The 17,013-nt window shown below is 58.5% G+C and carries 1 protein-coding gene; it reads right to left on the reverse strand.

Features of this window, described 5'->3' with window-relative positions; genetic code table 11:
- Positions 1–3: 3 nt before the first annotated feature.
- Positions 4–16,950, reverse strand: a complete 16,947-nt coding sequence (locus Q8K09_RS10400) for a leukotoxin LktA family filamentous adhesin (protein WP_305254896.1) — start codon at positions 16,948–16,950, stop codon at positions 4–6.
- Between the last annotated feature and the right edge of the window lie 63 nt (positions 16,951–17,013).

The raw sequence follows: 17,013 nt of genomic DNA on the forward strand, positions 1-17,013 counted from the left end.
TGGCTATCTGGAAGAAATTTCCAGAAACTTCTCATCCGCCGGCGGTAAGTCAGCGTCCTCGTTTGAGCTTTGCTCTTCAGTGTTTACGGTACTTGAACCAAAGCTCACGGGGCTCGAATAGTTTGAATAGCTCGAATAGTCAGGCGTCTTGAAGCCGTACTCCAATAGCAGAGGCTCACTGAGCCGTGTCTGCATGATGTACTCCGCGCTCAACCGCTGCAGTGAGAGCTGTTGCAGCTCCTGCGGTATACCCGGCTGATAGAAAAACATCACCAGTGGATCGCGGTACCGAGTCGCGAGCGCATTGGTACGCAGTTCATAGCCCTGGGTGTCCAGCCAGAACTCTGCTCCAGGCGACATCAACTGCCCACTCACATTCAGCGGGCGTGGGTCAAAGTTGTTCAGGCTCAGAGTCAGGCTAGCGGTCTGCATGTTCAAGCTTTCCAGCACCAGCGCCTTGTCCAGATTCAAATCGCCATCCACGCTCAACGAGCCCGTCTTTGACTTGTACTTATCGACATTCAACTTGCCGGTGTTGACTACTCGTACATCGATCTGATTTGCGCTGACACCCTCAAACCCGCTCAACGACATATAGGTATTGGCAGCCCCTTTGCTATCCACGCTGACATCAATGGACGGCGCTTCCAGTACCAACGGCCCTCCGCCATTCAAGTCAATCTGACGAATACTCAAGCCCTGTCTGGATGCCAGCTTGCCCTGATTCATGACGATCAAGTCGCCGTCGATGGCGCCGTCTATCCACAAATATGGATTACCGATCAGTTCGCCAAAGGTCAGGTTGCCATTCACCTTCAACTTGATATTGCCATTGCGCGCCCGCAAGAACGGCGAATAGAGGCCTCGCTCTGCAACAATATTGATATCACCATTCAAGGTTTCTGCCGACAACCAGGGCATGTCAATCACCAGCGGGTCACCAATGCCGGTCACGGCATTTAAGCTGCCCTGAGCATTGGTGCCCGTGGCCCGCAGGTGCACAGCAGTATCTGTGCGGCCGATAATCATGCCGCCACTGTTCAAGCGGACAGCATCAGCGCCATCCCATGCAGTTTGCAATGCGGCCAACTGCATATCGCCTTTGGTGGTGATGCTCATCTGTCCAACCGCGTCGAGACGCGAGGCAGCACCCATTGCCAGCGTGTTCGCATTGATTACCACTGATGCCCCGGCATTTATGCTCGCCTGATCAGCCAGTGCGATCTTGTCGGTTGCGTCGAGCTTGATGAGTTGCGCTGCAGCAATGTCGTCACCGAGAAGCATATCGTTGCCAGCCTGGAGCGTCAGGGCAGCGCTGCTGTTGAGCGCCGCCACTGCCATGGAGCCAGAGGTGCGGATATATGTGTCGCTGGCGGACTGCACAAGAGAGCCGTTGCCCATCGTCAGGCTGGCAGCATCCAGATCAACTCGTCCGCCGGATGCAATCATCGTAGTTGCTGCAATGGATACCGCGGCCGCCGCATCAATATCCACATCATCGGCGCTGGTCACTGCGTTGTTAAGTTCCAGGCTGCCTGCACTGTTTACCGTCACCCGACCGTCAGCTACGACGTTGCCCAAGGCAATATCGCCGACACTACTGGTCACCAGGATGTCACCTGCACTGTTCAGCTGAGAGTCGCTGGCCAGTGCAATCCCGTTGCCCGTCAGTGTTATTGCATCCTTAGTCGATGTCAGGTTCGCAACATCTCTGGCCGCAAGGTTGCCGGCACCCGCATTCAGCAGCAGCGAGGTGCCCGTGACCGCTGAGTTCGCGTCCAGGCCGGTAGCGGCGAGCATATCAATGGCCTGGGCATTCACCGGGCCATCAAGGGTGATGTGGCCCTGCGTCGAGTCGACATCCAGATCACCGCCAAAGGTCAGCGCTTGCAGGGATATGTCGCCGATAGCCGTCAGTGTGGCACCGCCACGGCCTTGCAAAGCCGAGCCGCTGTTCATGCTGACGCTCTGCGCATCGGCGATCAGCTCACCCTGGGCATCCACAATCCCCGAGGTACTCAGTGCGCCACCTGCCAGCAAACTCAGGTCACCGTTGGTGGCAGACAAGTCGCCCACGCTTAGCGCGCCGGTAGTTGTTTTCAGCCGCAGCGAGGTACCCGTGACAGCTGAGTTCGCGTCCAGGCCGGTAGCGGCTAGCATATCAATGGCCTGGGCATTTACCGGGCCATCAAGGGTGATGCGGCCCTGTGTCGAGTCGACATCCAGATCACCGCCAAAGGTCAGCGCTTGCAGGGATATGTCGTCGATAGCTGTCAGGGTGGCACCGCCGCGACCTTGCAAAGCCGAGCCGCTGTTCATGCTGATGCTCTGTGCGTCAGCGATCAGCTCACCCTGAGCATCCACGATCCCCGAGGTGCTCAGCACGCCAGCGGCCAGCAAGCTCAGGTCACCGTGGGTGGCAGACAAGTCGCCCACGCGTAGCGCGCCGGCAGTCGTTTTCAGCAGCAGCGAGGTGCCCGTGACAGCTGAGTTCGCGTCCAGGCCGGTAGCGGCGAGCATATCAATGGCCTGGGCATTTGCCGGGCCATCAAGGGTGATGCGGCCCTGCGTCGAGTCGACATCCAGATCACCGCCAAAGGTCAGCGTTTGCAGGGATATATCGTCGATAGCTGTCAGTGTGGCACCGCCGCGACCTTGCAAAGCCGAGCCGCTGTTCATGCTGATGCTCTGTGCATCGGCGATCAGCTCACCCTGGGCATCCACGATCCCCGAGGTGCTTAGTGCGCCAGCTGCCAGTAAAGCCAGGTCACCGTTGGTTGTCGCCAGTTCGCCAACGCTTAGCGCACCGGCTGTCGCTTCCAGCCTTGCGCTTCCGGCACTGATTGCCGCTGCAGCCAGTTGAATGGTGGAGGCTGATATCTCCAGATCGTCAGATACATTAATCTGCGGCGCTCCGCTGGCGCTTAGCGCACCACCCAGATCGAGGCGCAGGCTGGCGGCAGTCAAGTCGCCGGCAAGATCAACAGCGCCGGCTGACTCCAGGTCAAAACGCTGCTCTACCGTCACATCACCCAGGGTGAAGAGAGTGGTATCTCGCACATTCAACCAGGCATTGGCTGCATCCACGGCGAGCGGGTCAGCCCCGGACAACTTCAGATTCAACCGGCTAGCTGCACTGCCCAGATCATTCGAGCCTACATCCAGCGCGATGCCGGAACCCTGCAGGAAGTGGTTGGCGTCGTAGCCGAGGATATCCTGATCATTGGACAACGACAGAATACCGCCGGCACCCACGGAGCCCACCAGCAAGTTGCCGCCACTGTGGCTCAGGTGCAGGTCACCGGCGGCACCGGCCTGACGCAAAGCACCCGATAGCTGCACGTTCAGGGCTTGAGCCGCCGAGCCGATATCACCCTGGGTGTTAGCCAGATACAAATCATGGGCCTTGAGATTGGTCACCCCGGCTTGCGCCGCGATTTGACCATCCACGATCAGGCGGATGTCGTCCGTGGCCGAGGCCAGTTCACCCAGGATCAGGGATGAGGCCGACTCGATATAGATCGAATCGCGGGCAGCCACATTCAGGGCGGCCGAGGTAGCGACCTTGATCGGGTCAACCTGCTTGACCGTCAGGGTGACCGCGCTATCGGTAAGGACAGTGGAGATGTCTCCCGGGCCTGCCGAAAGCAACGCCGATTTCTGTTCATTGGTGATGGTTGCCGTATTGTCACGCGGCACACTGAACACCACATCGGCCAGGTTCTTGCCAACGCTCCCGTTGCTGGCTTGCAGATGAATATTGGAGGAGACGATGTTGGCCTCACGATCCGTCAGCTGCCCCGACGCATCGGCACTCAAGGCCGCAGCAGAGATACTGATATCCAGCTGACTCTGCTTCCAGGTAGAGCCTTCTACCATCTTGGCGTACCAGTTACTGGCGGCATCAATGTCCAACCGGAAACTGTCGTCATAAGTGCTGGTCAACAGCGCGCCGTAGTCGTAGCCGATCAGCGTGCCTTTTTGCGCCTGTCCAATCGCATCGGCCACATTGGCGTAACTATCCGGCGTTGCCACCTGATCAACGAACCAGGCATCCAGTGCCTGATACTCAGCCTTGACCTTGGCCGTCAGCTGGGCGACGTCCGAAGTGTCATAGCGAATTTTCATGGCATCAAGATAAACAGCATCAATCGCAAAACCACTGTCGCTGTCATCAGTCAGGCGCTGCTTGAGCATCCAGTAGGTGTGGTATTTGCTGTTGAACTGATTCTCGTAGGCAGTCACCGCGCGCTCACCGGCAGTACCGTTGAGCAGGTTCAGCGAGTCCCACACCGAGGCCTCATAGGCCAGTTCCTGTTCTGACTTCTGTTGCTGACCAAGGGCATTGGTCAGATTGCCATTGGCCACCCGGATAACCACTGTGTCATTGGCCTCAATGCGCTCAACCTGCAGATCACCGGTAGCCTGGGAAACCACAATGTCGTTGGCGGCGCGTAGGGAAACGGCTCCGGTAGAGGCGATGTTGAGGTAGTTGTAGGTCGTTGGATCACCCAGCGTACCGAGGCTGCCGATGCTGCCCGACAGACTGGTGAGATCGATGGTGTTGGCCGAAATCAGCGTGTTGCCATCCTTGGCGACAATGTTTTTGTCCACCGTCCCGAGAATGTCGTACTTCGCCGACAGTTTATCGATGGTCAGTGACGAACCCATGGCGGTGGCGTTGAAGCCCAACGAGCCATTATCGGACTGCAAGGACAGTTCGTTGGTGGTGATCGACAGCGAATTGCTGGCACTACCGATATCGCCATTGGCCTGAATACGGGTGATACCAGAGGTTATCGAGGAGGCGCTGGATGCCGTGAAGTCGGCATTGGTAAGGATATTGGTGGTCCCGCTCGGGTTGTAGATATTGCCGGTCAACTGAATCGGTGAATGCGAGTCAACACTGATATTACCTTCCGCCACTCCGGTGAACTGGAAGAGGATCAAATGATCCGCCTTGACGTAGGTGTGCGTATCCATGTCCAGCCGCGTGGGGATACGCACATAGGGATCGGCGTCGGTCAGGCCGGTGCCATAGTAGGAACTGTAGCTGAGGCCCCAGCCGAAACCGGCGGTAGACTCGCTGCCGTAGTCATAGGTCTGCTTGAGATACTGTGCTGCAACGCCGCCGGAACAGGCTTCGGGCTTGGCCGCACAAGTGGTGTAGTAGCTGGTTTCGGTGTTCCAGTCAGTGGTGTACACCCAGTCGCCGACTGTGGTCGGGTATTTCGATAGGTAGCCGTCAGCTGGACGGGTGTAGGTTCGACCGACTGTCGCACCTTCGCGGATGTAGAACAACTGCCCGGCCAGCGGGTTGTAAGTCATGCTCGACGTGGTGCCGTTGCCTCCATAGCTGCCCATGTCGACCGACGAGTTGGGGTCAAGATGCGACACCGCCCAGGCATCGGTCTGATACTGGCGGATCTGGTTGCCCGGGTTGTGGATATACCACTGCGACACCGTGTTCGACTTGTTCAGGTCGGTGATGCGAATCACCCCTGTGGCATCGTCGCCAGCGCTCAGCGTACCGACCACCAGCTTGGTGTTGGAATCGTTGTTGATGGCGATTTGACCCAGGCCATCCTTGACGATGATCTTGCCGTCCGCCCCGGTGGAGGAAATAGCCGCACGGATGGCCACGTAGCCACCGCCGCTGACCGGCACCTCATCGATGCCCAGGGTTCCAGAGGCCACATCGTATTTCAGCTTGATTTCCGAGGTGCCCACTGTTTTGGCTATATCAAAGGTGTAGGTTTTGGTCCGGTAATAGGCGGGATCGTAGTCCGGCAGGAAGAAGATCGGTTGATAGTCCGGATTGACCACCCGTAGGTATTTGGTTTCGCCCGGCGTCAGATTGAGGGTGTCACCCGCTGACAAACCAGCATCCTGCACGAACTGCTGAATCTTGGCGTCGAAACCAGCCCCCACGTTGACCGACCAGCTGTTGTCAGTGCCCACCACGATGGTGCCGTTGATGTCCAGGCGCTTGGCGTTGATGATGACTTTCTCGGCAATAATCGAGGTGCTGGTAGCATCCAGCTGGGTTTTAACCTGAGCATAGCTGGCGGTCTTCGTCAGTTTGCTCTGGTAATCCAGCACCGGCTGGAATCTCCATTGAGAGCCGCCGCGTGAGCTGTCATCCGAGTTGAAATAAAACGTCACTGGATTCGCGCCGTTATATTCAGTGCTATCGCTGAAGCCCCAGTTGAAGTAGATATTCATCTGGTTGTAGCGGTAAGGGGCCGACTGGTAATAGGGGTTCTGGACGCCGCCGATACTCAACGCGCGGCCGACAAACCAGTCATTGAATGCTGTAGTCCCTGTAGCTGTAATTTCCGTCGAATACTTGTCGTTCAGATAAAACTGTACGAAGTCGGTGGCGTTCGCAGGCTTCCATTGCTCGGTGAAGTTAATCAGTGCATTGGGGTCGCGACCATAGGTCTGTTCAAGGTTTGGGTTATTCAACAGCAGACTGCCGTTGTCCACATTCAGGTTGACCGCGTTGGCCTGAATCAGCGCCTGCTGAATCAGGTCGCCTTCGGCAACCGAAATATTGACGCTGGAAAGCAGGTTGGTGATGTTGCCGTTGACGATAACATCGGCGCTCTTGAAGTTCGCTCCGGTGGGTGCGTGATTGACGTAAACGCCGGACTGGCTGCCCGCCTGCTCATCGATAAAGGCACTGCCCAGATTGGCGCCACCGGTGATGAACACATTGCCACCGGTCTGGTTGGCTATCTCCAGATTCGCCAGCATCAGGTGGCGGTCGGAAAGATTGTCGATGGTGATATTCGCATTGCCCTTGGCGGTAAAGCTGGGCGTACTGCCAGCGGCCATGTTGATCGAGCCTGCGGTGAGACTGACATTGCCGGCCGAAGCCCTAACATCGGCAACCTTGATCGCGAAATTTTCATCCGGCGACAAGTCATTAACGATGGCGGACAGCAGCACCACCTGGGTACGCAGATCGTTGATCTCGTTGGCGTAGGGGTTGCTGCCGACACTGACGATTCCGGTGCTATCGGTACCGCTACTGCTACCGGTTTCCACGCCGTCACCGTCACCAAGGGTGGTGCCTTCGGTGACCGTCTGGGTATTGTCCCAGGCTTGCAAGGCCGCGATCCGTGCATTCAGGTCATTGATATAAGTCTGCAGTTCAGTGCGCGATGAGTACTTGTCGGCCTGCTGCTCCGCGCTGCCAAATCGATACAGCTGACGGGTGATACCGCCGGCCTGGTTGATACTCACCGACTGATAGGCATATTGCCCGGCGGTCACGCTGCCGCTGCCATTGAAGGTCAGGAGATTGCTCGCGGTCTTGTTGCTGGAACCGAAGGTGTTTTCGGTGCTGAACAGCGCCAGGTAGGGGTTTTTTTCGACGCCACTGCCCTTAGCACTGAGAGCGCCCTCAATCGCGCCAATGGACACATGGCCATCACTGCCAATCGCAAAGTTATCGCCAAACACCACGTTATTGTCGAGAACGATAACGCCCCTAGCTCTGTTGCCTGCGGGGATTGGTATCGCTGTCCAGTTGTAGATATTGCTGCGGGCATCCGCCACCAGTTGGTTCTGATTCAGACCATCGGAGCCTCGCCCGGCAAACAGGCTGATCTGATCATAGGCATCAATCACAACGTTGTTGCCTAGCGTCAGGGTATTGTCGACATCAATATGAACATCGGCGATACCGCCTGCCACACCGGCGATTGCCCATACGCTGACATTGGCCTCCGCCGCCGCACTGCCGCGCGAATAGGTACCTAGTCCGATCTTGCCCCAGGCGTTGCTTAGCTGCACACCGTCGCTCAAAGTGACGTTATTGCGCGTGACGACATCGACATCTGACTCCGCGCCGGCGCCCTGCAAGGCGCCACCGACTTCGATCACTGCCTTGTCGTAAACAAAGAACTCGGTGCCGGCATCCAGCGAGATGCCATTGCGATAGCCCTCATACATCCAAGCCAGGTCGGAAATCTTCAGAATGGCATTTTCGCCGACCTCTACCGCAGCCAGCAGGTGCTTGATGTTCTGGTTGGACAGGGCCGCGGTACCGTTGGCACCACCGCCTCCAGCGCCGTACACACTGGTGGTGTAACTGGAATCCCATGGCGTTTGAATCTGCCTGGCCTGATTCAGTGCATCGATATTAATATCCAGCGCATTCAGGCTGACATTCTTGCCCAACACCACCTTGGCATTGGTATTGACCTCAACATCCGAAACGGCGCCTGAACCGCCAACCACTGAAACGGTGGTCGAGTCAGTGCCGGCAAAGAAGTTGACTTCATTGGTCGCACGAATGATCACGTTGCCGGCGTCGATCGGTATGCTGCGGTAGCCGCTGAACCAGTCATCGACCAGAACCGCTGCCGCATAATTGCCATTGGCGTGATCACCGGCCTCGACCACGGCTTCTGCCGCACTGCCGGAGACAAAACCACCACCACCAGCGGTGGTGAACGACTGGTTTTCGTTCTGGCTGCTGGCATCCAGGATCAGATCGCCAGTGCGCTCCAGCGTGGCATACGGGTCTTTGCCGAACTCAACCCGGGTCGAACTGAACGACTCGGCCAAAGCGACCTGATAGCCGCCGGCAAAGGCGCCGACAAAGTAACCATCTGCATCGGCAATCTGTACGCCGGTATGCCGGGCGTAGACCTCGAAGTTGGCGTCCGGGATGGTTACGTTGTTGCCAACCCTGGCCACCGACTGGGCGTTGTTGCTGGCCCGGGCTTCGGCGCCGGCCACACCGAGCATCAGACCGCCGGAAGCAGCGAATGCTGCAGCATGGGCTGCTTGATAATCAGCATCGGATCCATCGCCAACTTCACTGCGCACGATCACGTCACCGCTGCCGGTGAAGCGTACGCCATCGGCCACGGTCGCATGGGCTTCGGCATCGGTCATGGCATAGGCGAAGGAGCCGCCCATCGAGTAGCCGCCGGATACCGTCACACCGTAGGCGCTGGAATACAGTTCCGGCACCACCTGCGCAGACAGACTTAGCAGCCCGCTGCCGGTACCAATGGTGCCAAACAGCGTGGCGTTGGCGTGGGAGTTGTCGTGAGCGTCAGTGACTACGCCCTGGATACCGGCAGCAATGCCACCGGCCAGCGAAAACGCGGTGCTCTTGACCATGCCTGAACTGTTGGCGCTGACGGTCATGTTGTCGTAACCATCAACCAGCTTGCCGGTCTCGCCCAGCCAGGCATCCACCTGGCTGTCCTTCTTCACGTAACCGTAACTGATGCCAATAGCGGCGCTGCCCAAATTCACGTTCAGCGAACCGTCAGTGGCCGAGTCCGGCCGGCCCGGGTCGACATCGCCAATACGCAGTTCCGTGGTATCTGCCGCAGTGATGACCAGGTTACCGGTATCCGAACCGCTGGCCGCAGTAACACCTGCCACTACGCGGTTCTCTGCACGAATATCGACGTAATTGACCACCACGCTGACGCCGCCAAGACCCACCACAACCGACTTGGATTCACCGGCAGCATCTTCGTCAGACACATTCTCGATGGTGGCGCCCACCACCACATTGTTCGCCGTCAGGTTGCTGTCGACGGTGGCAATGCTCATGTCATACATGCGGGTAATGCCGATCACACCGGCAATACCGACTGCCGAAACCTGTGCTGCACCAAGCAGCTGATTGTTATGCAGCAAGGCACGGCTGTTCACATTCAGGGTATCGACGTCGATCACGCCACCGGAGATACGCGCGGCGGTGACACTTTCACCTGACAACTCCAGTGACTTGCCGGCATCGGTGGCAGTGGTAGTGGCCGGTGCTCTCGTGCGCTCGAGGGTTGCGCCGGAGTCTGCCTCGATGGCGGCAAGGTCGTCAGTGGACAAATGGCTGTTGAATGCGGCCGTATCGGTCGTTAGCACATCGTTTATGACGCTGCGCGAAGCATCGAACTCGTCTTCGGCATCGAACTCGTCTTCGGCATTGGTGCCGTCATCGGCGGTGGTATCACCCTGACCAAACAGTGCGACACCGATACTGACTGCTGCACTGGCCACTCCGCCCGCACCGGCGATACTGGTCAGGTCGGTCTGACGCTGCGAGGTGGCATCGATATCCAGCAGAGTCGCCTTGATATCCGAGCCAACCACTTCGCTGTACACCTGGCTGCGGCCCAGCACGACGTTGGCGACCACGCCAACGCCAACCTTGGCGCCTACGCCAATACCCAGGGCAAACTGCCTGGCGTCGAGGATCTCCTGAGCGCTAAGGGTAACGTTGGAGGTCGCCGTGAGGCCGTCCTTGCCACGGATCTTGGTAGTGAAGCCGCCGCCGCTGGGCTTGCCAAAAATGCCCGCACGGGTCTCGCCACGGAACTCGGTGACATCAATCATTGCCGCCCCGCCAAACCCGGCAGAAATACCGGCACCGAAGGCATGGCTATTAACATTTTCCAGCCGCTGCGCATCCACCGTCAGGTCAGTGACGTTGACCAGCGTGGTACGGGTATCGGTTGCATCACTCAGGTCATTGCCGATCAGCGCCTTGCTGTCACCGCCGACGATGTTCACCGCCATGCCGAAACCGATGCCAGCTTTCCCACCGATTCCCACGGCACCGGCCGCAACGTTGGCTTCCTGACGACGGTCAGAGGCAACCGTCAGGCCGTTAGCTGTCAGCGTACCGCCCCGCAGCCAGGCTTGGGTGTCGCCCAGCTGTTCGGTAATCACCACCGAGGCCGCGCCACCCAGACCACTCCCGCCCGCAGCCACGCCCGCAGAAACTGCCTGGGCAACTTTCGAGCTGTTGGCATCGATGCTGACGGTATCGGCATTTACCGTGCTGTTATCGACTGTGGCTTTGGCCGCCTTCTTCTGGCTGTTGGTGGAGAAGCCACCGACACCCGAACTGTTACCCGAAATGGCCACGCCCGCCGATACCGCGAGACCGGCCTCATGGGCGCTGGCCCGCACCAGTACATCGGCACCGCTCTGGTTGCTGATGCCAGCATTAATCGTGCTGTTCTTGATTTCAGCGGTGGTTGCATCGGACGAGTTGTTGGTCGCCACATTGACGTTGATTGCCAGTGACTTGCCGCCCGCACCACCCACGGTAATCGCACGTTGCTTGGTGCGACTGGTGGCATTCACCGCCAGACCGTCGACGCTTTGCGTGGTCTTATCCAGATTGAGCAAGGCAAAGCCAGTGGTCAGCGTGTCGCGGTCCACCGGCGCGGCATTAGTATCGTCACCGTCGTCCTCAGCCTGACCCGACGTCGATAGATCCGGCAAGGTGCCGTAATTAGCCAGTGCACCGCCGTCCACGTTCATGCTCGCGCCTTTGCCTTCGGCAATCACGTTGGCACTGTTGACGGACGCGGAGGTGCTGCCGTATTCCAGCGCGGTCGCTATAGCCACCGCCCCGGCACCGCTACCAAGACCGATGCCCAGTGCGCCACTGCCAACCAAGTTTTCGCTGTACGCGTCGGCATTGACCAGAACATTGTTCCAGGCCTTGACGCTGGCGCCTTCTGCGATGCGTGCGCTGACATCACCATTAATGATGCCGGTGCTCACCGAACCAGCGAAGGCGCTCTGCTTGGGTGACGCTGCTACCCCGGCGCTGATGGTCAGCAGCCAGTTGTCGCGTGCGGCATCGACGATCAGGTTTTGCACCTTCAGCGTAGTGCTGCCAACCACAAGGTTGTCGCCCAGTACGGCCGCTTTTACGTCCGAATCGACCCGATTGGTCGCCACGGCGATACCGCCTGCCGAGCCGCCGCCGGAACCCGTCCCCATCCAGGCCGTGGAAACGCTGTCGGTGAAATCATAGGCTTGCACGGTGACCGTGCCGCCTTCGGTGGCGCTGGCATCGGTGCTGCGATTAGTGCCGGTATCTTTGATCGCCGCTTCGACCTGCTGATCGACATTGTTGACGCCGATCGCGCCGGCAAAGGCCAATCCGGAGCCACCGGTGGCGCCGATGGCAATGGCATTGCCAACCAGCAGATTGTGATCATTGGAAGCGCCGCTGGTGGCCTTGACCAGCACATTGCCCGAGGCCTGCAACGCCGTATTGGCAATGCGCGCCTTGGTCGAATGCTCGTCGGTACCCACCAAATTCAGCGCGACCGCCAGGCCGCCGGCTTGCCCGGTTGAGCCTGCCGAACCTATTGCCACCGCACCGGCGACGTTGACCATGTCCATATCATTGGTGGCCGTGACGGCAACCGTCCCAGCATTGATGCTGCCACTGTCGGCGCCATCCCAATCGCCGATTTCGGCAACGACACGATTATTCAGCCGGTTGACCGCAACCGAACCGACACCCGAGTATTTACCAGTGCTGACGCCGACGCCGATGGCCACGGTGTAGAGCAGAGAGTTGTCGCGGGCGTTGACGGCCACGTCGGCCGTACTTGCTACGCCCTGATTGACGTTGACATCCGCCATGCGCGCGGAGGTATCACTCTTCACATCGGCATGGGCGTAGGAGATACCCAGATTGCTCTTGCCTGCCTGCACCACACCGGCCACGGCGATGATGCGCTTGCCGGCCGAATTGTAGTTGTAGCTCGCGCCTGTGCCGTCGTCGGCGGTGAACACCTCGGTATTGTCGATGGCATCCGCGCCACTGAAGTCAAAATCGCTATTGATGGTGCTGCTACCCAGGCCATCCAGCAGGGCGTTCAGCGCAGCATCATCTTCGCCACTGGCATTGATGTGCAGGGTCTGCACACCACCGATGTCGGTTTTGCTGATCAGGGCATTGGTATCGGCACCGATTGAGCCCACTGCAAAGCTGCCGGCGAAGCCTTTGGAGTTTTCCACCCCGCCGTTATAACCACCGCCCGCGGCACCAATAACAATCCGGTTCACTGCGCTGGCTGAGACAGTCACGCTGTCAAAATCGGTCAGGGTACTGCGGCCCCCATCAACACCACTGATGACCGCCTCCACCGCGGAGCCACTATAGACGTCTTCGTTATGGGCCGTGCTCAGTACATTGTTTGAGTCTGGGTTGATCCCTGGCAGCATGGCGCTGGGGTCATTGATTTCGGCAAAGGTAATCGCCAGTCCGCCGCCCTGCTTGCCGCCCAGGTAGAGCGAGCCGCCACCCACGCCGACATAGGCGTTGTTGTAGGCAGAAACTTCAAGACTGTCGTCACCGTCGTTGTTGCTGGTGATCGAACTGTTGTCGATACGCGCCGAGGTACCGTCATAGATTTGTGCGCCAGAAATCGACAGCGCGCCATTGTTGCTGTCAGTGGTGGTCTGCGCAGAGCTGGTGATAGCCAGCGCCAGCGCCACCGAGGTGAGTTCACCGCCATGCAGTGCCTGCACTTTTACATCGCCGGCATTGCTTATGGTGCTGTTCTGGATACGCGCAAGCGCATCATTGAAGCTGATCTGGTAAGCAATCGCACCGGCGATGGTGTTCTGGTTGGACGGTGACTCGGCGCCCAGCATGGCCAGGGCCGCACCACCGGACGCGGCAGCTGAAATCACGTTTTCCAGCGCCTGAACCGTTACATTGACGTCTGCAGCATTTTTACCGCTGATGGTGGCGCCATCGATAAACGCCTTGGCATCCAGATTATTGACTGACACCGCGAAACTGCCGGCAGCGGTCATACCGGTTTTGTCGTTACTCACAGCTGGGCTGCTGTCGCCGGCCGGCGCGGACGAACTGCTGGCGCCATCACCGGCGGCATTGCCGATCGAGGCATCACCCGCGCCGGATGATGCGGCGGTGTAGCTGTCCGCCGCACTTGCACTGGGCTTGTTCCACCAGTTTTCAAATTTCTCAGCGATGCCGGGCTTGCTGTTGGGTTCTGTCGTTACCGCGCCGGCCACGGCCAGGGAACCATTGGTGCCAGCACTGCGTGCGCGTACCCTGACTTCATTGGCGATGATTTCGCGCGGATTAGGTGCGGGCGAGGTCGGCGCGGTTGGCGCCGGCTGGCTGTCATTCTTGAACGCCACCTTGGCTGACTCGGTACTGTTGTCGCCAATAAAGGCCTTTGTATCGCCTTGAGCGATGTTGACCGCGATGGACAGGCCTATGGCTGATTCATCTGACTTATTGAACGCTCCGGAGGCAGCCCAATTGCCAAAATCATGGTCAGCCAATACCTCCAGCCCGGAGGTGCGCACATACGCCTGATTGCTCAACGAGGCATGGGTCAGCGACTCACTGTTGAGAATCGCCAGCACACCGTTGAACCCCATACCCTTGCCCATGCCCGACGACGGGGTAATCAGGAAGTGACGCTCATCGGTATGCGCCTTGATGCTGACATTGCCATCCACTACCAGGGTGGATGCACCAATTCCGGCAACCGCAGTGGCGGTCTGTTCGACGAAACTGATACTGGCCCCCACCGACTTACCATTTTGACTGGTGCCGTTGCCATTGGGTATCAAACCCAAGGTCCCCAGGTTACCGGCCAGGTGCACGCTTTCATTCAGATTGTAGGCTTGCACATCCACAGAATTGGCAAAGTCGAAGCGGTAATCGATGGTCTTGAATGGTTTCGTGCTGTCAAAGATGGCCGGCGCTTCGGTGTTACCCGCCACTACCCTGCTGGCAGTCCAATTGCCGGTACCCGTGGTGGTGAGTTTGACGTTGTCACCAATCCACGCCTTGGTGTTCATATCGTTCCAGACCACGTTCAGCGAACCGCCGGTAGCGGTGGTGTCCGCTGACGCACCGGCATTGGCGAAGGTAGTCAAAACATTGTTCTGCATCCCGCCGATGCCATTGAACTTGTTCAGCACATCGGAAAAGGAATCCCATTTGTCATAGCTGGTGCTGATCGGCACTTTTTGCCGAGCCAGGACGCCCACATTGGCCGCCGAGATTTCCACGTGGTCGCCGATTTCGGCTACTGCATCGCCTGTATTGATGGCGAAATTCAGGGCAACCGCCAGACTTTTTTCCGAGGAGCCGGTCTGGTTGCTACCAGCAGTACGATCGCTCGGTGAGGCCACTGCGGCTTCAGCTGAACTGCGCCAGGCCCCCTGATCATCGCCGTGGGCAGCATTGTCATTACCACCGGCGATGGATGCGTTATCCGTACCCAAATCAATGGCGCTGGCCAGCAATAAATTACCTGTGGACTGAATCTTCGGCGCCTCAGCCTGCCCGGCCTTGTTGTTGCCCAGGAACGCATAGGCCTCGTGATCGGACAGGTTCATGGTAAAGGCCAGACCACCTTTGAAAGAGATCTTGCCGTCACTGTCCGTCGGAACTTCCGCACCCGCTGGCTTTTTGGCATTGGTGAGATTGTTCACGCCATCTTGCATTTTCCCTAGATAGCTAACCGGTTTGGCGCCCAAAGTACGCAAACCGGTACTGCTGCCTACCGTAACGCTAGATTTGACCTGCTGGTGCACCGTGCGATCCAGCGCGGTGATGCTGACATTCCCGGTCTTATCGGTGGCAGTACCGAGTGATGCACCCATTTCTGCCGTGGCATTGGTATTAAAGTCGCCTACGGCTACTGCGATGCCATATTCGGTATCCTTCAGGCCCATTGCAGAAGCCGATACCGAGTAGTAATTCTGGTTTTCCGCAGCCAGTACCAAGCTGCTTGCGTCAAGAATCGCACCGCTTTCAATCACCGCGCTGGCATTGACATCTGATTCGCCAACGGCAATGGCCAAGACAACCTCATTGCCGCCATCCGCGATCAGATCGAGCGCGCTGGCCGACAGGAAGGCCTCGTTGTGCGCCGTTACCTTGAGATCGCCACCCGATTGCACGGTGGCGCCGCTCTTGATCCGGGTGGTACTGCTGGCGTCAGCGGTGCTGTAAATGGCAGCTAGTGAGCCTTTGCCGCCTGAAGAAGTGGTGATCTGGCTGGCTTGACTGACTGCATGGGACTCGGAAGCCATGGTGACATTGCCTGCAGCCTGCACATTGGCCGTGCCTTCCACAGTGACTGTCGCTTCGGCATCGGCCGCCATCAGATTGAACCCGGCGCCAGCAAAGGCGCCAGTGGCCATGACCGTTAAGCCGCCAGCCGGCTCTTCATAGAATGATGCGGTCGCCTTGCTCTGCGCCGTGGCGGTCACGTCGTTGGCATGAACTTTACCGGCCAGGGTGACGGACGACTCGGCAAGCGCTACCCCAAAACCAATCGCTTGGGTACTGCTGGCGGTGAGCGTGACATTACCGCTAGTGTTGCTAGTGACTTTGTCGCGGGCATCCAGCACGCCAGTACTGGTGATCTCAATGCTGTTGGCTTCGATGGTGATTCCGCCATCGGCCAGCAGGTCGCCGGCAATCAGCGCAGTGCCAGTGCCAAGGATGCCGTCGGCCACGATGCGAATGGTACCGCCGTCCTTGACCAGCGCCGTGGGCGCAGTGTAGTCACCGGTATTCACCGCTGCCGCTGCCACATAACTGGCATCCAGAGCATTGCCGGCGATCAGCTTGCCACTGCTGGTGACATTGACCCCCGTGCCTTGCAGATCAATACCGTCTTGGGCGTTGATCTTGCCATCGATGGTGATCAGCCCGGTAGACGAGACGGCCAGGGTATCGTCGATCGTCTTGGTGCCTGCAATAAGCTCATCAATGTCACCGCTGGTGGGTGTGCGAACGGTCAACTGGCCAACGTTGACCACGCCCGACGGGCCGACCAGAAAACCGTGGGAGCTGGCAAACACCACGTTGCCGCCGAGGCTGCCGTTCTGGTATTTGCTGTTCAGAATGCCGTGGATTTCCGGCCGGCTGTCTTTCACGATATTGACCAGCTTGGCGGCATTGTCTGGCACTGTCAGGTTGACGGTGTTGGCCGAACCGACGACAAAGTGCTTGAACACGTTGACTGGCACGCCGCCAACGGTGTTGGCGTTCTGGATGGTCTGCACTGAGCCATTGGTGGTGATGCTGGCCGTATTGGCGTCCACCACAATGTTGTGCGCTGGTGCCGCCAGCGCCTGCAGCGAGACGCTAGATAGCAAAGTTCCCCACGCCGCGGTTCGCGCCGCCAGCGATCGTGCAAATGGACTGCAATGACCAATAGC

The organism is Pseudomonas sp. (assembly GCF_030683065.1).
In the GTDB taxonomy this organism is placed as follows: domain Bacteria; phylum Pseudomonadota; class Gammaproteobacteria; order Pseudomonadales; family Pseudomonadaceae; genus Aquipseudomonas.